Here is a 19484-nt window from a genome sequence, read left to right as displayed (position 1 = left end):
GATGAGCCTGTCCGCACGCCTTACTGCTGCCTGGTACGCCGGTCATCCGGCGCTGGGCCTGCTGCGTCCGCTGGAGTGGCTGTATCGCGCGGTGGTACAGCGCAAGCGTGCACGTTTTCTGGCCGGTGAGGGCGAGATCTACCGTGCTCCCGTACCGGTAGTGGTGGTCGGCAATATCACCGTCGGTGGCACCGGCAAAACCCCGATGATTCTCTGGCTGATCGAGCATTGTCGCCGTCAGGGGCTGCGCGTCGGTGTGGTCAGTCGTGGTTATGGTGCACAGCCGCCGCAGCTGCCCTGGCGCGTGCAGGCTGATCAGGCCGCCAGCGTGGCCGGTGATGAGCCGCTGCTGATTGTGCAACGCAGCGGCGTGCCGCTGATGATTGATCCTGATCGTGGAAGCGCTGTGGCGGCCTTGCTAGCGTCCGAACCGCTGGACCTGATCCTCAGTGACGACGGCCTGCAGCACTACCGCCTGGCCCGAGATCTCGAACTGGTGCTGATCGATGCCGCGCGCGGCTTGGGCAATCGCCATTGCCTGCCTGCCGGCCCGCTACGCGAGCCGGTCGAGCGTCTGCAGAGCGTGGATGCGCTGCTGTATAACGGCGCGTCCAGCGATCCGCAGGATGGCTACGGTTTTACCCTGCAGCCACGTACCTTGGTCAACCTGCGCAGTGGCGAGCAGCATCCGCTCAGTCACTTCCCGGCCGGTCAGGCCCTGCATGCGGTCGCCGGTATTGGTAACCCGCAGCGTTTCTTCAATACCCTCGAAGGGCTACACTGGCGGCCTGTCGCGCATGCCTTTGCCGACCATGCGCCGTACAGTGCCGAGCTGCTGAATTTCAGCCCGGAGCTGCCGGTGCTGATGACGGAAAAGGATGCGGTCAAGTGCCGTGCCTTTGCGGCTGATGATTGGTGGTACCTGGCGGTGGATGCCGAGCCTTCGGCCGCGTTTGTCGCTTGGTTTGATCAGCAATTGCAGCGTCTTGTGCCGCGCGCCTGACTGTTCTGATCATTCGGCGGCCTCGTCCGTCCCAGCAGCTGCTTCCTATCAAGGACCTCCCATGGACCCGAAACTACTCGACATTCTCGCCTGCCCACTGTGCAAGGGCCCGCTGAAGCTCGCCGCTGACAAGAGCGAGCTGATCTGCAAGGCCGACGCCCTGGCTTTCCCGGTTCGCGATGGCATCCCGGTGATGCTGGAAACCGAAGCCCGCACCCTCAACGTCGACGAGCGCCTGGACAAGTAAATGAGCACTGCCTTTACCGTTGTGATTCCGGCGCGTTTTGCTTCCAGCCGCCTGCCGGGCAAGCCGCTGCAGGATATTGCCGGCAAACCGATGATTCAGCATGTCTGGGAACAGGCGTGCAAAAGCAGCGCGCAGCAGGTGGTCGTCGCCACTGACGATGCGCGCATCGTTGAGGCGTGTCAGGGCTTTGGTGCGCAGGTGGTGTTGACCCGCGTCGATCACAATTCAGGCACCGACCGTCTGGCCGAGGTGGCGACGGCTCTAGGCCTGGCTGCTGACGCCATCGTGGTCAACGTACAGGGTGATGAGCCGCTGATTCCGCCATCGATCATTGATCAGGTGGCGGCCAATTTGGCAGCGAATCCGCAGGCGGCAATCGCCACCCTGGCTGAGCCGATTGAGGATGTGCAGGCGCTGTTCAACCCCAATGTGGTCAAGGTAGTCAGCGACAAGACTGGCCTTGCCCTTACCTTTAGCCGTGCGCCGCTGGCCTGGGCGCGGGATGCCTTCGCCAAGAACCGTGACGAGCTGCCAGCAGGCGTGCCATACCGTCGCCACATCGGCATCTACGCCTACCGTGCGCAGTTTCTGCATGACTTCGTCGCCTGGGGCCCGTGCTGGCTGGAAGACACCGAGTGCCTGGAGCAGCTGCGCGCGCTCTGGCATGGCGTGCGTATCCATGTCGCCGATGCCCTTGAAGCGCCGTCTGCGGGTGTCGACACACCGGAAGACCTGGAGCGGGTTCGTCGCCTGCTGGGGGCCTGATGCGCGTTCTGTTTGTCTGCCTGGGCAATATATGCCGCTCACCCACGGCCGAAGGCGTGTTGCGCCACAAGCTGCGTGAAGCCGGGCTGGAAGGGCGCGTCGAAGTAGATTCGGCCGGCACTGGTGACTGGCACGTGGGCAAGGCTGCTGATCTGCGCACGCGTCAGGCTGCGCAGCAGCGTGGCTATGACCTGTCTGCGCTGCGCGGTCGGCAGGTCAAAGCGGCGGATTTTCATGCCTTTGACCTGATTCTGGCGATGGATAACAGCAACCTGCACGACCTGCAGCAGCTGCGTGCGGGCAATGATGCGGCCGAGTTGGACCTATTTCTGCGTCGTTATCAGTTGGAGCTGGATGAAGTGCCGGACCCCTATTACGGTGGTGAAGCCGGTTTTGCCCAGGTGCTGGATTTGATCGAGCAGGCCTGTGATGCCCTGGTTATCGAACTCAAGGGGCGCTTATGAGCTTGCAGGTGCGCACCCAGGTATCGCTGAAGCCCTATAACAGCTTTGCCGTCCAGGCCCAGGCCAGCCATTTTGCCGAGGCTGAGAATGATCAGCAGGTGCGCGAAGCGCTGAGCTATGCGCAAACGCAGCAGTTGCCGCTGTTGTTGCTCGGTGGCGGCAGCAATCTGCTGCTCACCGCTGACGTTGAGGCGCTGGTTTTGCGCATGGCCAGTCGCGGTATTCGCGTACTCAGCGATGACGGCGAGCGTGTGCTGATTGAGGCGGAAGCGGGGGAGTCCTGGCATCCATTTGTGCAGTGGACGCTGGCGCAAGGTTTTGCCGGTTTGGAAAACCTCAGCCTGATTCCTGGCACCGTGGGTGCGGCGCCGGTACAGAATATCGGTGCGTACGGCGTTGAACTGAAGGATCTGTTTGCCGGTTTGACTGCTTTGGATAGGCACAGTGGCGAGCTGCGTGAGTTTTCTTTGCAGGACTGCGCCTTTGCCTACCGCGATAGCTTGTTCAAGCGCGAAAGCGGGCGCTGGGTCATCCTGCGGGTGCGCTTTGCCTTGAGCCGCGCGGCTGCGCTGCATCTGGATTACGGTCCGGTTCGTCAGCGTCTGGCGGAGCAGGGCATTGGTGTCCCGACGGCGCTGGATGTCAGTCAGGCCATCTGCGTCATTCGCAGCGAAAAACTGCCTGACCCGGCTGAGCTAGGCAATGCTGGCAGCTTCTTCAAGAACCCGCTGGTATCGGGTGAGCTGGCGCAACGCTTGCGCGCTGAGCATGCCGATCTGGTGGCTTATGCTCAGGCAGACGGACAGGTCAAGCTGGCCGCCGGCTGGTTGATCGAGCGGGCGGGCTGGAAGGGCTTTCGTGACGGTGATGCAGGTGTGCATCGTTTGCAGGCGCTGGTGCTGGTGAATTACGGTGCAGCCACCGGGGCGCAGTTGTTGGCACTGGCGCAGCGTATCCAGGCGGATATCGCCCAGCGTTTTGCGGTGGAGTTGGAGATCGAGCCAAACGTGCTGTAAGGCGTTTGGCGGCAGGCTGCGACCAGCGTATTGATAGCGCTGTAATAAAAGCCAGAACGCAAAAGGGGATGCCGAAGCATCCCCTTTTTTATTGCCTAGCGGATCAGACCTGCGGTTTGACCGCTTCTTTATCCTGCTCGTCAGCTTCTACTTCAGTAAACAGTGAGCTTTGCGGCTCCTGGCTTACTTCTGCTTCTACTTGCGCGGCGGTTTCGGCCTTGGGCTCGACGGCTTCGATGCTTGCAGGTGCTTCGGCTGCAGTTTCAACTACGGCTTCGGCAACCACTTCTGCAGCCGGCTCTTCAGCTACCGGTGCAGCAGCTTCAACCTGTACGGCAGCAGCTGGTGCTTCGGCGGCTTCGCGGGCGAGACGCTCGGCTTCACGCTGACGACGACGCACTTCGCGCGGATCGTTAGGCGCGCGACCGCTGCTGCTGACGGCAACAACAGGGGCAGCTTCGGCTGCTACAACTTCAGCTATTACGGCTTCGGCAACCGGCTCGGGTGCGGTAACCACGGCAGGCGCTTCAACAACCTCTGCAACCGGAGCTGGCGCCTCTACAACAGCAGGTGCTGGTGCAGCTTCGCTGACTTCGGTGGCATATACAGGTGCTTCGCTGGATTCGACAACCGGGTTGCTTACTGCTTCTACAACTACTGCCTCAACAGCGGCTTGTGGCGCTTCAGCGGCAGCGACTTCGCGTGGCTGCTCCTGCTCGACAACTACCGGTGCTGCTTCAACGGTTGCTTGGGCAGTTTCGTCTGCGCCGGTGATAACGGCGGCGGTTACTGCTGCAACTGTTGCGTTGTCGGCATCAGCTGATACTTCTGCGCCTTCCTCACTGCCTTCGATCGGGTTGCCGTTGGCATCGTTCTGGCGCTCGCGACGATTGCTGCGACGACGCTGGCCACGGGAGCGGCGACGTGGGCGATCGCCACCTTCGCTGCCTTCCTGCTCATCGTCCTGTAGCGCTTCTTCAGCGTTCAGTACTTCTTCATCGGCGGCTACAGCGGCCTGCTCAGCACGCGGCTGACGCTCTTCACGCGGTGCGCGCGGCTGGCGTGGTTCGCGTTGTGGGCGTTCGGCACGGACTTCTTCGCTGACCGTTGCGCTATCACCCGGTGCGGCATCCAGTGGCTCACGCAGTTCGCGCGGCTGGCGCTCTTCACGTGGCTTGCGGTCGCGCGGCTGACGCTCTTCGCGCGGTGGGCGCGATTGGCGCACTTCCTGCGGCTGACGAACTTCTACAACGTCGCGTGGGCTGCGTTCTTCACGTGGCGCACGTTCCTCGCGCGGTGCGCGTTCTTCACGGGCAACGCGTGGCTGACGTTCTTCGCGCGGTGCGCGCTCTTCACGAGGGCCGCGGTCTTCACGTGGTTTACGCTCTTCGCTGCTGCGACCACCGCGGTTGCGGTTCTGTTGGCGACCGTTACGACGCTCATCGCTGCGCTGAGGGCGTTCGCTGGTTTTCTTCTCGACGACGGCAGGCTTTTCCTCTTCCTTACCAGCGAACAGGCTGACCAGCGACTTGACCAGGCCTTTGAACAGGCTTGGCTCAGCGGCAGCAACAGGCTGTGCGGCTACTGCTTCAACCGGAGTTGGTGCAGTGCGCTGCGGCGCGGTTTTGATCGCTGCTTCCTGGCGAACCAGGGTGCGCGTTGCGGCGGCCTGCTTCTCTTCTTCCACTTCAATAGTCGCCATTTCATAGCTGGACTGAGTGGATTGCGCTTCAGGGCTGTCGTCACGGATGCGCGTAACTTCGAAGTGCGGTGTTTCCAAGTGATCATTCGGAATGATCACGATGCGTGCACGCGTGCGCAGCTCGGTCTTGGTGATCGAGTTGCGTTTTTCGTTGAGCAGGAAGGCTGCAACCGGAATTGGTACTTGCGCACGGACTTCAGCAGTGCGGTCTTTCAGGGCTTCTTCTTCGATCAGGCGCAGAATTGCCAGCGACAGCGATTCAACGTCGCGGATGATGCCTTGACCGTTGCAGCGTGGGCAGACGATACCGCTGCTTTCACCCAGGGATGGACGCAGGCGCTGGCGCGACATTTCCAGCAGGCCAAAACGCGAGATACGGCCCACTTGTACGCGGGCACGATCGGCTTCCAGGCTTTCACGGACTTTTTCTTCCACGGCGCGTTGGTTCTTCGCCGGGGTCATGTCGATAAAGTCGATGACGATCAGGCCGCCGATGTCACGCAGGCGCAGTTGGCGGGCGATTTCTTCAGCCGCTTCCAGGTTGGTCTGCAGGGCCGTTTCTTCGATGTCGCTGCCTTTGGTGGCGCGCGCCGAGTTGATGTCGATGGACACCAGGGCTTCGGTTGGGTCGATGACGATGGAGCCACCGGACGGCAGTTTCACTTCGCGCTGGAAGGCGGTTTCGATCTGGCTTTCGATCTGGAAGCGGTTGAACAGCGGCACGCTGTCTTCATACAGCTTGATCTTGCTGGCGTACTGCGGCATCACTTGGTTGATGAAACTCAGGGCTTCCTGCTGCGCTTCGATGCTGTCGACCAGTACTTCGCCGATGTCCTGGCGCAGGTAGTCGCGGATTGCGCGGATGATCACGTTGCTTTCCTGATAGATCAGGAAGGGGGCAGCGCGGTCCAGCGAGGCTTCTTTAATCGCGGTCCAGAGCTGCAGCAGATAGTCGAGGTCCCACTGCATTTCTTCGCTGGAGCGGCCGAGGCCTGCAGTGCGCACGATCAAGCCCATGTCGCTTGGCGCGACCAGGCCGTTCAGTGCTTCACGCAGCTCATTACGCTCTTCGCCTTCGATGCGGCGCGAGATACCACCAGCACGTGGGTTGTTCGGCATCAGCACCAGGTAACGACCGGCGAGGCTGATAAAGGTGGTTAGGGCTGCGCCCTTGTTGCCACGCTCTTCTTTCTCGACTTGAACAATGACTTCCTGGCCTTCCCGGAGCACGTCTTTAATGTTGACGCGACCTTCTGGGGCCTTGCTGAAATATTCGCGGGAGATTTCTTTGAGCGGAAGAAAACCGTGGCGTTCAGAGCCGAAGTCGACGAAAGCAGCTTCGAGGCTGGGCTCTACACGGGTAATTTTACCCTTATAAATGTTGGATTTTTTCTGCTCACGGGCGCCGGACTCGATGTCCAGGTCGTAGAGTTTCTGCCCATCTACCAGGGCAACACGCAACTCTTCGGGCTGAGTTGCGTTAATCAGCATTCTTTTCATGTAGTACCGTCGGTTTCCGGTGCTGGCGGAAGCGGCGTTCGGCACACACGACTTCAGGGGTCGGTGTCAGGTGCGTCAGGAACGGTCGTAAAGCGTTCCAGTGTCTAGCGGCGGTCAGCCAATTGTGCTGGGCCGCGACGGACGTCTCCTGCTCGCTGTGATAACAGAAAGCACTAAGTCAGGAGGAGGAATCAGCTGTTGGTAGCGGACGAGATGAAGCGTCTTGGTAAAGCGAGCTGCTACGCGGACCAACAGTTGTACATCTCCACCCTACACGTATCGCTGAAACTCGGGTGCCGCTCGCGAACATCCGCAGCGGGTTAACTATTACCGCAACCGTCCAAAGGGACTGGCTGCGCATCATGGCTTATAGGCTTTATTTCCGAGTTATTCACAGCCTTGGAGGCTTTTCTTTCGTTGAATAACCCGTCGGACGGCCTCACGTCCCAAATGGGTTGCGTTGGTTGGGGGATGGCAGTTTTGGCGATCATCCGCAAACCAAGCCGCTTTTGGCGGCGTTCCCGACTATAGCAGCAATGATTAAGTGCTTCAATTCCATAAAAAATTGTTATGATTGCGCGATGACAAATCCTTCCCCTCCAACCTCCGGCGTCCAGCTGCTCGAGGTTGCGCCGGAACTTGCCGGCCAACGCATTGATAACTTTCTTCGCACCCAGCTTAAGGGCGTGCCCAAGACTTTGATTTACCGGATTTTGCGTAAAGGCGAAGTGCGTGTGAACAAGGGGCGGATCAAGCCTGAATACAAGCTGCAGGCTGGTGACATTATTCGTGTACCGCCGCTGCGCTTGGCTGAACGCGATGAGCCCGAGCCGTTGGCGCAGGGGCTTTTGCAGCGCCTCGAGGCGGCGATTGTCTATGAAGACAAGGCGCTTATCGTGCTGAATAAGCCGGCGGGTATCGCTGTGCATGGCGGCAGTGGACTGAATTACGGAGTTATCGAAGCCTTTCGTCAGTTACGTCCGGATGCCAAGGATCTGGAACTGGTGCATCGTCTGGATCGTGATACGTCCGGTCTGTTGATGATTGCCAAGAAGCGCAGCATGTTGCGTCACCTGCACGAAGCCCTGCGGGGCGATGGTGTGGACAAACGCTATATGGCGCTGGTGCGCGGCCACTGGGCAACGGCCAAGAAACAGGTTAATGCGCCGCTGCTGAAGAGTAATTTGCGTTCCGGCGAGCGCATGGTCGAGGTCAATCCTGAGGGTAAGGAAGCGTTGACCGTTTTTCGTGTGCTGCGCCGCTTCGGCGAGTTTGCCACCTTGGTTGAGGCCAAGCCGGTCACTGGGCGTACCCATCAGATTCGTGTGCATACACAGTATGCCGGGCACTGCATTGCCGGTGACAGCAAGTACGGCGATGACGATTTCACCAAGGAAATTCGCGATCTAGGCGGTAAACGCCTGTTTCTGCATGCCTATGAGTTGGTTGTGCCGCTGCCTGAGGGTGGTCAACTCAAGCTTGAAGCTCCAGTCGATGAAGTGTGGGCGCGGACTATGGTGCGTCTCAGTGAGTGATTGTCAGGAGCGTGGTTACCAGCTGCTGATTTTCGATTGGGATGGCACGTTGGTTGATTCCATTGGTCGGATTGTCACTGCGATGCATATGGCTGCCGATGCCTGTGAGTTGCCGCGTTGCACGGATGAGCAGGTGCGCGGCATTATCGGCTTGGGTTTGCCTGAGGCGATTCGTTGTCTTTATCCGGATATGCATGATGCGCTTCTTGCGCAGCGCTTGCGGCAAAGCTACAGCGAAAACTACCTGGCTCTTGAGTCCGAGCCTTCGCCGCTGTTCCATGGCGTGGCTGAGGGTTTAGAGGCGTTTCGTGCCGACGGTTATCGCCTGGCGGTAGCGACTGGCAAAGGGCGGCATGGCTTGCAGCGCGTGCTGGCTGATCGTGGCTGGCTGGATTATTTCGACTACAGCCGATGCGCCGACGAAACGGCGAGCAAGCCGGACCCTCTGATGTTGCACGAGATTCTTGCGCAAAGCGGTGTTGCTGCTAGTCAGGCGCTGATGGTGGGTGACTCATCCTTTGATCTGTTGATGGCGCAGCGCGCTGGTATGGATTGTGTAGCGGTGGGTTATGGCGCACAGCCGTTGCAGGCGTTGCGTGAGTGTCAGCCAACGCTGGCAATAGAATGTTTCACCGAGTTGCGCGTCTGGCTAGGTCAGCGTGCGTCTAATCAGTCAGTTGAGGTGGTTTTGCATGGCAGATGAATGGAAGGCGTCGGCTGCTGCTGATGGCGACGGTAAAAGCTGGCAGCTGCTGGAGAAGACCCTGCTGGCCGGTGTGCAGGAGCAGCGTCGGGCGCGGCGCTGGGGGATTTTCTTCAAGCTGCTGACCTTCATTTATATCTTCGGCGCGCTGGCGTTGTTCTCGCCCATGCTTGCGATGAAAAAAGGCGCAACCACTGGCAGTCATACTGCGGTGATCGAAGTGCGCGGGATGATTGCCGATCAGGAATCGGCCAGTGCTGACAATATTGTCAGCAGCCTGCGTGCGGCGTTTGAGGATACCAACACCAAGGGCGTGATCCTGCGCATCAATAGCCCGGGTGGCAGTCCGGTGCAGTCGGGCTACATCTATGACGAGATTCGCCGCCTGCGCGCCGAATACCCGGCGATCAAGCTGTATGCAGTGATCACCGATTTGGGTGCGTCGGGTGCCTATTACATCGCTAGTGCCGCTGACGAAATCTATGCCGATAAAGCCAGTTTGGTCGGCTCCATTGGTGTCACAGCTGCCACCTTTGGTTTTGTGGGGGTAATGGAGAAGCTGGGTGTTGATCGCCGCGTGTATACCTCCGGCGAGCACAAGGCGTTTCTCGATCCGTTCCAGCCGCAAAAGGCCGAAGAGACCAAGTTCTGGCAGGGCGTTCTGGAAACCACCCATCGTCAGTTTATTGCCAGCGTTAAGCAGGGGCGTGGCGAGCGCTTGAAAGATGCCGAGCACCCTGAGCTGTTCTCGGGCTTGGTCTGGTCTGGCGAGCAGGCTTTAAAGCTTGGGTTGGTCGATGCCTTGGGCAATACCAGCTACGTGGCGCGGGAGGTGATTGGCGAGAAGGAAATCGTCGACTTCACGGTGCAAGAATCACCTTTCGATAAGTTTGCCAAAACTTTAGGTGCCAGCATGGCTGAGCGCATTGCCCTGTGGATGGGGTTCCAGGGGCCGGCGTTGCGCTAAGGTCTGTAGCTGTTGCAAGCAAGCCCGGTCATTGATCGGGCTTGTTGTTTTTAGGGGATATCGATGCCGCTGGCTTGCAGCATGTCCACCAGCCGGATCAGGGGGAGGCCGATCAGGCTGTTGCTGTCGCTGCCCTCGGTGCTGCGAAACAGGCTGATGCCCAGGCCTTCGGCCTTGAAGCTGCCCGCGCAGTCGAAGGGTTGTTCGGCGGTCAGGTAGCGCATGATTTGCGCTTCGCTGAGTCGGCGGAAATGCACCGTGAAGGGTACGCAGTCGGTTTGCTGCTGGCCGGTGGCGCTGTTAAGTAGGGTGAGGCCAGTCAGAAAGGTCACGCTATTGCCGCTGGCGGCCATTAGCTGTTCGCGAGCACGCTCCAGGGTGTGCGGTTTGCCGATGATTTGTGAGTCGAGTACCGCGACTTGATCTGAGCCGATGATCAGGTGCTGCGGGTGGCTAGCGCTCAGTGCTTGGGCCTTTTCCAGCGATAATCGGCGTACCAGGGCTTCAGCGCCTTCATTAGGTCGTCGTGATTCGTCGATTTGCGGAGCGCTCCAGGTGAAGGGTAAGCGCAGGCGGGTGAGCAGTTCACGTCGGTAGGGTGAGCTGGAGGCGAGCACCAGAGGCAGCACGGCTATTTCCTTCTATATATAGTTGTTTGCAGAGGGTGGGCGATTCTAGCTGTCGGCCCATATGCTGGACAGGCCGAATTTCCTTTGACAGCGGCGGGTTGCATCCCTAAAATGCGCCGCCTATGTCAAATGGCCCGATTCCACCTCACGTTGATCCGCGCAAATTAGCCGATCGCAGCGCCACCCTTGAAGGTGAGCTGCAACTGTCAGATTTGCAGCGACTCTGCGGCCCGCTTGCCGATAACCAAGGCATGGTGCGTGCGAAGTTCTTCTTCGAGCGCGACGAGCGCAATGCTGTAGTTTTTCACAGCGAGCTTGAGGTTGAAGTCAAGATGGTTTGCCAGCGTTGCCTGGAGCTGGTCACTTTGCCGATCCATAGCGCGTGTGATTACGCTGTGGTGAAAGAGGGTGCGAATACCCAGTCAGTGCCGCAAGGCTATGACGTGATTGAGTTGGGTGAAGACCCATTGGATCTGCTGGCGCTGGTTGAGGAGGAGCTTCTGCTTGCCTTGCCCATTGTCCCGGCTCATGACCCTAAAGATTGCCAGCAGCCGACCGGCCTCGAAGAGCCCGAGTCGAGCGAGGACGAGGTAACGCGGTCCAACCCGTTCAGTGTATTGGCGCAGTTAAAGCGTGACCCAAACGTTTAGGAGTTAATTAGTTATGGCTGTTCAGCAGAACAAAAAATCCCGTTCCGCCCGTGATATGCGTCGTTCGCACGATGCCCTCGAGGCCAGCACTCTGTCGGTCGAGAAAAGCACCGGTGAAATCCACCTGCGTCACCACGTATCGCCAGAAGGCGTTTACCGTGGTCGTAAAGTGATCGACAAGGGCGCTGACGAGTAAATCTTGTCCGCTCCGATCATCGCGATTGATGCAATGGGTGGGGACTTCGGTCCCCACTGCATTGTTCCAGCCTGCATCTCTTGCCTGGCTGAATACCCTTCGTTGCACCTGGTCCTCGTCGGCCAATCCTCGCTTCTTGAATCTCTGATTGCCCGCTATCCCAGCGTCGACCGTACACGCCTGTGCGTTGAGCATGCTGCTGAGATTATCGCCATGGACGAACGTCCGGCCCAGGCGCTGCGTGGCAAGCCGGATTCGTCGATGCGTATCAGCCTTGAGTTACTGCGCAGTGGTGCGGCGCAGGCCTGCGTCAGTGCTGGTAATACCGGGGCGCTGATGGCGTTGTCGCGCTATGTGCTGAAAACCCTGCCCGGCATTGATCGCCCGGCCATGGTTACCGCCATTCCGACTCAGGCGGGCTTTTGTCATCTGCTCGATCTGGGCGCCAATGTCGATTGCAGCGCCGAGCACCTCTATCAGTTTGCCGTGATGGGCTCCGTTACCGCCGAGGCGCTGGGTACGGTGCGTCCGCGCGTGGCGCTGCTGAACGTCGGCACTGAAGACATCAAGGGTAACCAGCAGGTTAAGCTGGCAGCCAGTCTGCTGCAGCAAGCGGAAGGTCTGAACTATATCGGTTTTGTCGAGGGCGATGGGTTGTATCGCGGTGAGGCCGATGTCGTGGTGTGCGACGGTTTTGTCGGCAATATCCTGCTCAAGTCCAGCGAAGGCCTGGCGGCAATGATTGCCGGGCGGATTGAGGTACTGTTCAAATCCAGCCTGGCGGCGCGAATGGTGGGGGTTTTGGCGCTACCGTTTTTGCGGCGCTTGCAGGGTGAGTTGGCCCCAGCGCAGCACAATGGTGCAAGTTTTGTCGGGCTGCAGGGTATTGTGGTGAAAAGCCATGGTGCGGCCGGGCCTGACGACTTTAAAAGCGCTATTCGCCGAGCTTTGCGGGAGATTGAAGAGGATTTACCGCAGCGTTTGCACGGTCGCCTGGGCGAGCACCTGCTTTAGAATGTGACCGCAGCGGGCAGCCTGTCATCCAACTGTCAGTTTCTTGCGCTTGGCTAGGCTGGGCGCGTATTACCGACGATCACGATCATTAGGAACAGGTTTCCATGTCTGCATCTCTCGCATTCGTCTTTCCAGGTCAGGGTTCCCAGTCGCTGAGCATGCTCGCCGAGCATGGTGCGCAGCGACCGCTGATCCTCGAGACCTTCGCCGAGGCTTCCGAAGCCCTTGGTTATGACCTCTGGGCGCTGACCCAGCAAGGTCCCGAAGAACAACTCAATCAAACCGACAAGACTCAGCCGGCGATTCTCACCGCCTCTGTTGCGCTGTGGCGGGTCTGGCTTGCTGAGAGCGCCGCGCGTCCGGCGTTTGTCGCCGGGCACAGCTTGGGTGAGTACTCGGCGCTGGTTGCTGCCGGTAGTTTGTCCTTGGCCGAGGCGGTCAAGTTGGTTGAACATCGGGGTCAGCTGATGCAGCAGGCTGTTCCAGCCGGGAAGGGCGGCATGGCGGCGATTCTCGGTCTGGAAGATGCTGATGTATTGGCTGCCTGCGCTGAGGCTGCGCAGGGTGAAGTGGTCAGCGCAGTGAATTTCAATGCTCCGGGCCAGGTGGTGATCGCCGGCGGCGCTGCTGCCGTTGAGCGCGCCATTGAGGCGTGCAAGGCGCGTGGCGCCAAGCGTGCGATGCCATTGCCGGTTAGCGTGCCGTCGCATTGCGCGCTGATGCGTCCTGCGGCTGAGCGCTTTGCCGAAGCAGTAGCGGCAATTGACTGGCAGGCTCCGCAAATCGCTTTGGTACAGAACGTCAGCGCTGCGGCAGTGACTGATCTGGAAGGGCTCAAGCGCGACCTGCTGGCTCAGCTTTACAGTCCAGTGCGTTGGGTCGAGTCGATTGTCTGCCTGTCTACGCAAGGTGTGACGGATCTGGTTGAGTGCGGTCCGGGCAAGGTGTTGTCTGGTTTGAACAAACGCTGCGTCAAAGGCATCAATACCCATAACCTGGACACCCCGGACGCCTTCGCTGCTGCGAACGCGGCCCTGGTCTGATTAAGGAGAAACGTTATGAGCCTGCAAGGTAAGGTTGCATTGGTCACTGGCGCAAGCCGCGGTATTGGCCAGGCGATTGCCCTGGAATTGGGGCGTCAGGGTGCCGTGGTTGTTGGTACCGCTACCACCGCTTCGGGTGCTGAGCGTATTGCTGAAACCCTGAAAGCCAATGGCATTGAAGGGGCCGGTCTGGTGCTCGATGTGAGCGACAGTGAATCGGTCGCCAGCACCCTCGAACATATCCAGCAACATCTTGGTCAGCCGTTGATTCTGGTCAATAACGCCGGTATCACCCGCGATAACCTGATGCTGCGCATGAAAGATGATGAGTGGTTTGATGTCATCAACACCAACCTGAGCAGCCTGTACCGGCTGACCAAGGCTGTGCTGCGCGGTATGACCAAGGCACGCTACGGGCGCATCATCAATATCGGTTCGGTGGTGGGCGCCATGGGCAACGGTGGGCAGGTCAACTATGCAGCTGCCAAGGCCGGTCTTGAAGGTTTTGGCCGTGCGCTGGCGCGTGAAGTGGGTTCGCGGGCTATTACCGTGAACGCCGTGGCACCGGGTTTTATCGACACTGATATGACCCGTGAATTGCCAGAAGCGCAGCGCGATGCGCTGCTGACACAAATTCCGTTGGGCCGTTTAGGGCAGGCCGAAGAGATCGCAAAAGTGGTCGCTTTCCTCGCTTCTGATGGCGCGGCTTACGTCACAGGCGCTACTATCCCTGTGAACGGCGGGATGTACATGAGCTGAATGTGACGGATGGCTTCAGAAAACTGTCATAGATGCTGTCTAAAATCCGTTATAAAGCTGCAACAGGTTTGTAGGCAGGTCGTTGAAGTGTTTGTGGGGCACCCCGGCATTCAGCTTGAAATGCTAAAAACCCTTTCTATACACTTGGTCGCAGAATAGCGGCCAAGATTTGTCCCATTAGGAGTGAGAACAACGTATGAGCACCATCGAAGAACGCGTCAAGAAAATCGTTGCCGAGCAACTGGGCGTCAAAGAAGAGGAAGTAACCAACAGCGCTTCCTTCGTTGAAGACCTGGGTGCCGACTCGCTTGACACCGTTGAGCTGGTGATGGCTCTCGAAGAAGAGTTCGAGACCGAGATCCCGGACGAACAAGCCGAGAAGATCACCACTGTTCAGGAAGCGATCGACTACGTTACCGCTCACGCGTAAAACGTAATCGTCGGATCCCGACTCGGAAAAGCCGCACTCCCTTCATCAGGCGTGCGGCTTTTCTTTAAGCGCTTTCCAGGCGTTGATAACTAGAAAAGGAGATTGCTGTGTCGCGTAGACGCGTCGTGGTTACCGGTATGGGCATGCTGTCGCCATTGGGTAACGATGTGCCGAGTAGCTGGCAGGGCATTTTGGCTGGCCGCAGTGGCATTGGCCTGCTTGAGCATATGGATCTTTCCGCTTTTTCCACGCGTTTTGGTGGTGCGGTAAAGGGGTTTAACGTCGAGGAATACTTGTCCGCCAAAGAGGCGCGCAAGCTCGATTTGTTTATCCAGTACGGTCTAGCTGCCAGTTTTCAGGCAGTGCGCAACTCCGGCCTGGAAGTCACCGATGCCAACCGTGAGCGCATCGGCGTGGCCATGGGCTCCGGTATTGGTGGCCTGACCAATATCGAGAACAACTGCAGATCGTTACACGAGCAAGGGCCGCGGCGCATTTCGCCGTTCTTCGTGCCTGGCTCGATCATCAATATGATTTCCGGCTTCCTGTCGATCCATCTGGGGCTGCAGGGGCCTAACTACGCCATCGCCACGGCCTGTACTACCGGCACGCACTGCATCGGCATGGCTGCGCGCAACATCATGTACGGCGAGGCCGATGTAATGGTTGCAGGCGGCGCCGAAATGGCCGCCTGCGGTCTGGGTATGGGCGGCTTCGGTGCTGCCCGTGCGCTGTCGACCCGCAATGACGAGCCGGCCAGGGCCAGCCGCCCATGGGACAAAGAGCGTGATGGCTTTGTGCTCTCCGATGGCGCTGGCGCGCTGGTGCTGGAAGAGTTGGAGCACGCCAAGGTGCGTGGTGCGACCATCCATGCCGAGCTGATCGGCTTTGGCATGAGCGGCGACGCTTACCACATGACCTCGCCACCGGAAGATGGCGCAGGCGCAGCGCGCTGCATGACCAACGCCTTGCGCGATGCCGGGCTGAATCCTGAGCAGGTGCAGTACATCAATGCTCATGGCACCTCGACCTCGGCCGGTGACAAGGCTGAAGTAGCGGCGGTGAAGTCGGTGTTCGGCGAGCACGCTTACAAGCTGGCCGTTAGCTCGACCAAATCCATGACCGGCCACCTGCTCGGTGCTGCCGGTGCGGTGGAGGCGATCTTCAGCATCCTTGCACTGCGTGATCAGGTGGCGCCGCCCACCATCAACCTGGATAACCCGGACGAAGGCTGTGATCTGGACTTCGTTGCGCACCAGGCCAAGGCCATGGCGCTGGATGTCGTGCTGTCCAACTCCTTTGGCTTTGGCGGCACCAACGGCTCGCTGGTGTTCCGCCGGTTCGCCGGTTGATGCTGAGCTGGGTCGATGGCCAGCCGGCCGAGCTGCTGTCCGTCAAGGATCGCGGCTTGGCCTACGGCGATGGGCTGTTTGAGACCATTGCCGTAAATGCCGGGCAACCAGTTCTGTTGCAGCGTCATCTGGCGCGCTTGGCCGAAGGTTGTGTGCGGCTGAAAATTCCCCTCGACCTACCCGCTATACGTACCCAGCTACTGGCCTTCAGTCAGCATCTGGGTGACGGCGTGGCCAAGTTGATCCTGACTCGCGGTGATGGGCAGCGGGGCTATGCGCCGCCACAGCCCGCCCAGCCTCGCGTGCTGCTGCAGGCTGCCGCGAAGCCGGTTTATCCCGAAGCCTATGCCGAACAGGGCGTGCGTCTGTTTGCTTGCACTACGCGTTTGGCCGATCAGCCGCTGCTGGCGGGCCTGAAGCATCTCAACCGACTGGAACAGGTACTGGCGCGCAGCGAGTGGCAGGACGCCGAGCATGCCGAGGGCCTGATGCTGGATAGCAGCGGCCGGGTGATCGAGGGCGTTTACAGCAACCTATTACTGGTCAGCGCTGGTGTGCTGATTACTGCTGACCTGTCGCGTTGTGGGGTTGCGGGTGTGATGCGCGCCGAGTTGTTGGAGCAGGCGGCTGCGCTGGGCATCGAGTGTCAGGTGCGTGATATCAGCTACGCCGAATTACTGGCGGCGGATGAAGTCATGCTGTGCAACAGCGTCTATGGCGTGTGGCCAGTTCGCGCTTTACTCGCACACGACTGGCCGGTCGGCCCGCTCACCCGTAAACTGCAGGCCATTGCCCGCGATCTACTGGACTGCTGATTCGTGATACGCAAATTTTTGCTGCTGCTGGAAGGCGTCGTGCTGCTGGCTGGCTTATTGGTTGCGTTTGCCGCTTGGCAACAGCATGTGGCACTGCAGCAACCGTTAAATCTCACTGATGAGCTTGTGGTGGAAGTGCCGGCTGGAGCGACGCCTGGTGGCGTGCTCAATCGTCTTGAGGCTGACGGCATCCTGGATCAGGCCTTCTGGCTGCGTCTTTACTGGCGTTTCAATCTGCGTAATGAAGCGCTGCACAGTGGCGAATACCGCCTGGTTCCCGGCACTACGGCACTGGATATGCTCGGCCAGTGGCGGCGCGGTGAAGTGCTGCAATACAGCCTGACGCTGGTAGAGGGCTGGAATTTCCGCCAGGTGCGCGCGGCACTGGCGCGTGAAACCCGGCTCGAACTCACCCTGAGTGAGCTGAGCGATGCTGAGCTGATGAAGAAGCTCGGCCTGCCCGGTTTGAATCCGGAAGGGCGTTTCTTCCCCGACACCTACAGTTTTGTTCGTGGCATGAGCGATCTTGAGCTGCTTAAGCAGGCGCATGCGCGGCTGGAGCAGGTGTTGGCTGAGGAATGGGCGCAGCGGGCCAAGGATCTGCCGTACAAAGAACCTTATGACGCGTTGATCATGGCCTCGATGATCGAGAAGGAAACCGGCGTGCCGCAAGAGCGCGGTGAAATTGCCGGGGTATTTGTACGGCGTCTGCGTATCGGCATGCGCCTGCAAACGGATCCAACCGTGATTTACGGCATGGGCGAACGCTACAACGGCCGCATCACCCGTGATGACCTGCGTCAGCCGACGGCTTACAACACCTACACCATCGACGGCATGCCGCCGACGCCAATCGCCCTGGTCGGCCGTGAAGCCATCCATGCCGCACTGAATCCGGTGGCCGGCAGCAGTCTGTATTTCGTTGCCCGTGGTGATGGCAGCCATGTGTTTTCTGACACCCTGGAACAGCACAACCGGGCTGTGCGTGAGTATCAGCTCAAGCGCCGCGCGGATTACCGTTCCAGTCCGGCCCCGGCCGTGCCCAATAATCAGTAAGGACAGCCTGTGAGCGGTTTGTTTATCACCTTGGAAGGCCCAGAAGGCGCCGGCAAAAGCACCAACCGTGACTACCTGGCCGAGCGCTTGCGTGAGCACGGTATTGATGTGCTGTTGACCCGCGAGCCGGGCGGTACGCCGTTGGCTGAACGGGTGCGCGAGCTGCTACTGGCACCCAGTGATGAACCAATGGCGGCCGACACCGAGCTACTGCTGGTGTTTGCTGCGCGTGCGCAGCACCTGGCGCAGGTGATTCGTCCGGCCTTGGCGCGTGGCGCTGTGGTGCTCTGTGACCGGTTTACCGATGCAACCTACGCCTATCAGGGTGGTGGCCGTGGTCTTTCCGAGGTGCGTATTGCCTTGCTGGAAGAGTTCGTGCAGGGCGCGTTACGCCCGGACCTGACCCTGGTATTCGATCTGCCGATTGAGGTGGGCCTGGCTCGTGCTGCGGCGCGCGGTCGACTGGATCGCTTCGAGCAGGAAGGCCGGCAGTTCTTCGATGCAGTGCGCCAGACCTACCTGCGCCGCGCCGCCGAGCAGCCGCAGCGCTACCGCATCCTTGATGCCTCGCAATCTCTGAGTCAGGTTCAGCGCGCGCTGGACGAGTTGCTGCCGCAACTGCTGGAGCTGCAGCGTGGCTGACGCTTACCCCTGGCAGGATTCTCTGTGGCAGCAACTAGCTGGGCGCGCGCAACATGCTCATGCCTATCTGCTGCACGGGCCGGCAGGCATCGGTAAACGCGTCCTGGCCGAACGCCTGATGGCGCGGCTGTTGTGTCAGCAGCCCGCTGGCCTGGATGCCTGCGGTCAGTGTAAGTCCTGCCATTTGCTGGCGGCTGGCACCCACCCGGATAACTACATTCTGGAACCGGAAGAGGCCGACAAGGCGATCAAAGTTGATCAGGTGCGTGATCTGGTCAGTTTTGTGGTGCAGACCGCGCAGCTGGCCGGGCGCAAAGTGGTGCTGGTCGAGCCGACTGAGTCGATGAACGTCAACGCCGCCAACGCCTTGCTGAAAAGCTTGGAAGAGCCATCCGGCAATACCGTATTGCTGTTGATCAGCCATCAACCCAGCCGCCTGTTGCCGACGGTGAAAAGCCGCTGCGTGCAACAGGCCTGTCCGTTGCCAAGCGAGGCGATGAGCCTGGCGTGGCTGCAGCAGGCGTTGCCCGGTTGTAGCGCTGAAGAGCATCGCGAGTTGCTCTTCCTTGCCGCCGGCTCGCCGTTAGCCGCGGTGAAGATGCATGAGCAGGGCGTTATCGCGCAGCGTGCGCAGGTGGTTGAGGGGGTGAAGAAGCTGCTCAAACATCAGATTGCCCCCAGCCAGTTGGCCGAAAGCTGGAATGCGGTATCTCTGCAGTTGCTGTTCGACTGGTTCTGCCAGTGGTCGCAGCTGATGCTGCGCTACCAACTGACCCGTGATGAAGACGGCCTCGGGCAAACCGATATGCGCAAGGTGGTGCAGTACTTGGCGGAGAAAACGCCGCAAGCGAAAGTGCTGAACATTCAGGATTGGTTATTGGCGCAGCGTCAGAAAGTCCTCGGCAAGGCTAACCTTAACCGTGTCTTGCTTCTCGAAGCCTTGCTGGTGCAGTGGGCAAGCCTGCCCGGACCGGGCTAGAATCGGCCATTAAGTGA

General features: G+C 59.6%; 21 protein-coding genes. 19 read left to right on the top strand and 2 right to left on the bottom strand.

The window, feature by feature from the left end; translation table 11 throughout:
- The first annotated feature begins 1 nt into the window (after position 1).
- The 5 genes from lpxK to murB all read left to right on the top strand — a co-directional run bounded on the left by lpxK (position 2) and on the right by murB (position 3495).
- Positions 2-1003: a tetraacyldisaccharide 4'-kinase gene (gene lpxK / locus ALTER154_RS01200; protein ID WP_160084916.1), complete on the top strand. Its 1002-nt coding sequence runs from the start codon at positions 2-4 to the stop codon at positions 1001-1003.
- A 61-nt stretch (positions 1004-1064) separates the two neighbouring features.
- The gene (locus ALTER154_RS01195) at positions 1065-1250 is read left to right on the top strand and encodes a Trm112 family protein (protein ID WP_090387286.1); all 186 of its coding nucleotides are present in this window, start codon (positions 1065-1067) and stop codon (positions 1248-1250) included.
- Complete coding sequence (gene kdsB / locus ALTER154_RS01190) at positions 1251-2015, top strand: 3-deoxy-manno-octulosonate cytidylyltransferase (protein WP_160084915.1); 765 nt, start codon at positions 1251-1253, stop codon at positions 2013-2015. It abuts the gene before it with no gap.
- Positions 2015-2479 carry a low molecular weight protein-tyrosine-phosphatase gene (locus ALTER154_RS01185; protein WP_160084914.1) on the top strand — a complete coding sequence of 155 codons (465 nt, stop codon included), beginning with the start codon at positions 2015-2017 and terminating at the stop codon, positions 2477-2479. Before kdsB ends, ALTER154_RS01185 begins: the two co-directional genes overlap by 1 nt.
- On the top strand, positions 2476-3495 hold the full coding sequence (murB, locus tag ALTER154_RS01180) for a UDP-N-acetylmuramate dehydrogenase (protein WP_160084913.1): 1020 nt from the start codon (positions 2476-2478) through the stop codon (positions 3493-3495). Before ALTER154_RS01185 ends, murB begins: the two co-directional genes overlap by 4 nt.
- A gap of 103 nt (positions 3496-3598) precedes the next feature.
- Here the strand turns inward: murB and rne are convergent, their stop codons facing one another.
- The gene (gene rne, locus ALTER154_RS01175) at positions 3599-6697 is read right to left on the bottom strand and encodes a ribonuclease E (RefSeq protein ID WP_167141175.1); all 3099 of its coding nucleotides are present in this window, start codon (positions 6695-6697) and stop codon (positions 3599-3601) included.
- Positions 6698-7278: 581 nt separating this feature from the next.
- On the opposite strand from rne, the gene rluC reads away from it, so the two are divergent.
- Genes rluC through sppA form a run of 3 tightly spaced genes read left to right on the top strand, consistent with a single transcriptional unit; the run spans position 7279 to position 9902 of the window.
- Positions 7279-8232 (top strand): 23S rRNA pseudouridine(955/2504/2580) synthase RluC, encoded by a 954-nt coding sequence (rluC, locus tag ALTER154_RS01170; protein ID WP_160084911.1) that lies wholly within the window; start codon positions 7279-7281, stop codon positions 8230-8232.
- Positions 8225-8935 (top strand): HAD-IA family hydrolase, encoded by a 711-nt coding sequence (locus tag ALTER154_RS01165; RefSeq protein ID WP_256665367.1) that lies wholly within the window; start codon positions 8225-8227, stop codon positions 8933-8935. Before rluC ends, ALTER154_RS01165 begins: the two co-directional genes overlap by 8 nt.
- Positions 8925-9902, top strand: a complete 978-nt coding sequence (sppA, locus tag ALTER154_RS01160) for a signal peptide peptidase SppA (RefSeq protein ID WP_160084909.1) — start codon at positions 8925-8927, stop codon at positions 9900-9902. Before ALTER154_RS01165 ends, sppA begins: the two co-directional genes overlap by 11 nt.
- Positions 9903-9952: 50 nt before the next feature.
- Here the strand turns inward: sppA and ALTER154_RS01155 are convergent, their stop codons facing one another.
- Positions 9953-10531 (bottom strand): nucleoside triphosphate pyrophosphatase, encoded by a 579-nt coding sequence (locus ALTER154_RS01155; RefSeq protein ID WP_372239909.1) that lies wholly within the window; start codon positions 10529-10531, stop codon positions 9953-9955.
- Positions 10532-10653: 122 nt separating this feature from the next.
- On the opposite strand from ALTER154_RS01155, the gene ALTER154_RS01150 reads away from it, so the two are divergent.
- The 11 genes from ALTER154_RS01150 to ALTER154_RS01100 all read left to right on the top strand — a co-directional run bounded on the left by ALTER154_RS01150 (position 10654) and on the right by ALTER154_RS01100 (position 19467).
- Positions 10654-11181: a YceD family protein gene (locus tag ALTER154_RS01150; RefSeq protein WP_160084908.1), complete on the top strand. Its 528-nt coding sequence runs from the start codon at positions 10654-10656 to the stop codon at positions 11179-11181.
- Between the two features lie 13 nt (positions 11182-11194).
- Positions 11195-11377: a 50S ribosomal protein L32 gene (gene rpmF / locus ALTER154_RS01145; RefSeq protein ID WP_090247995.1), complete on the top strand. Its 183-nt coding sequence runs from the start codon at positions 11195-11197 to the stop codon at positions 11375-11377.
- 3 nt (positions 11378-11380) lie between these two features.
- Positions 11381-12391, top strand: a complete 1011-nt coding sequence (gene plsX, locus ALTER154_RS01140; RefSeq protein ID WP_160084907.1) for a phosphate acyltransferase PlsX — start codon at positions 11381-11383, stop codon at positions 12389-12391.
- A gap of 104 nt (positions 12392-12495) precedes the next feature.
- Positions 12496-13434: an ACP S-malonyltransferase gene (gene fabD, locus ALTER154_RS01135; RefSeq protein ID WP_160084906.1), complete on the top strand. Its 939-nt coding sequence runs from the start codon at positions 12496-12498 to the stop codon at positions 13432-13434.
- 15 nt (positions 13435-13449) lie between these two features.
- Entirely contained in the window at positions 13450-14193 is a 744-nt protein-coding gene (fabG, locus tag ALTER154_RS01130) for a 3-oxoacyl-ACP reductase FabG (RefSeq protein WP_090247991.1), read from the top strand.
- A 196-nt stretch (positions 14194-14389) separates the two neighbouring features.
- Positions 14390-14623 carry an acyl carrier protein gene (gene acpP / locus ALTER154_RS01125; protein WP_058066290.1) on the top strand — a complete coding sequence of 78 codons (234 nt, stop codon included), beginning with the start codon at positions 14390-14392 and terminating at the stop codon, positions 14621-14623.
- Positions 14624-14730: 107 nt separating this feature from the next.
- Complete coding sequence (fabF, locus tag ALTER154_RS01120) at positions 14731-15975, top strand: beta-ketoacyl-ACP synthase II (protein ID WP_160084905.1); 1245 nt, start codon at positions 14731-14733, stop codon at positions 15973-15975.
- Positions 15975-16790 carry an aminodeoxychorismate lyase gene (pabC, locus tag ALTER154_RS01115; protein ID WP_160084904.1) on the top strand — a complete coding sequence of 272 codons (816 nt, stop codon included), beginning with the start codon at positions 15975-15977 and terminating at the stop codon, positions 16788-16790. The genes fabF and pabC overlap by 1 nt, the downstream gene beginning before the upstream one ends.
- Positions 16791-16793: 3 nt before the next feature.
- The gene (gene mltG / locus ALTER154_RS01110; RefSeq protein WP_160084903.1) at positions 16794-17846 is read left to right on the top strand and encodes an endolytic transglycosylase MltG; all 1053 of its coding nucleotides are present in this window, start codon (positions 16794-16796) and stop codon (positions 17844-17846) included.
- 9 nt (positions 17847-17855) lie between these two features.
- Complete coding sequence (gene tmk / locus ALTER154_RS01105) at positions 17856-18488, top strand: dTMP kinase (protein WP_160084902.1); 633 nt, start codon at positions 17856-17858, stop codon at positions 18486-18488.
- Positions 18481-19467, top strand: a complete 987-nt coding sequence (locus tag ALTER154_RS01100; RefSeq protein ID WP_160084901.1) for a DNA polymerase III subunit delta' — start codon at positions 18481-18483, stop codon at positions 19465-19467. Before tmk ends, ALTER154_RS01100 begins: the two co-directional genes overlap by 8 nt.
- The last annotated feature ends 17 nt before the right edge of the window (positions 19468-19484 follow it).

Origin of the sequence: Pseudomonas sp. 9AZ (genome assembly GCF_902506525.1) — a bacterium.
Classification (GTDB): domain Bacteria; phylum Pseudomonadota; class Gammaproteobacteria; order Pseudomonadales; family Pseudomonadaceae; genus Aquipseudomonas; species Aquipseudomonas peli.
This window is presented reverse-complemented; position numbering and strand designations above follow the sequence as displayed.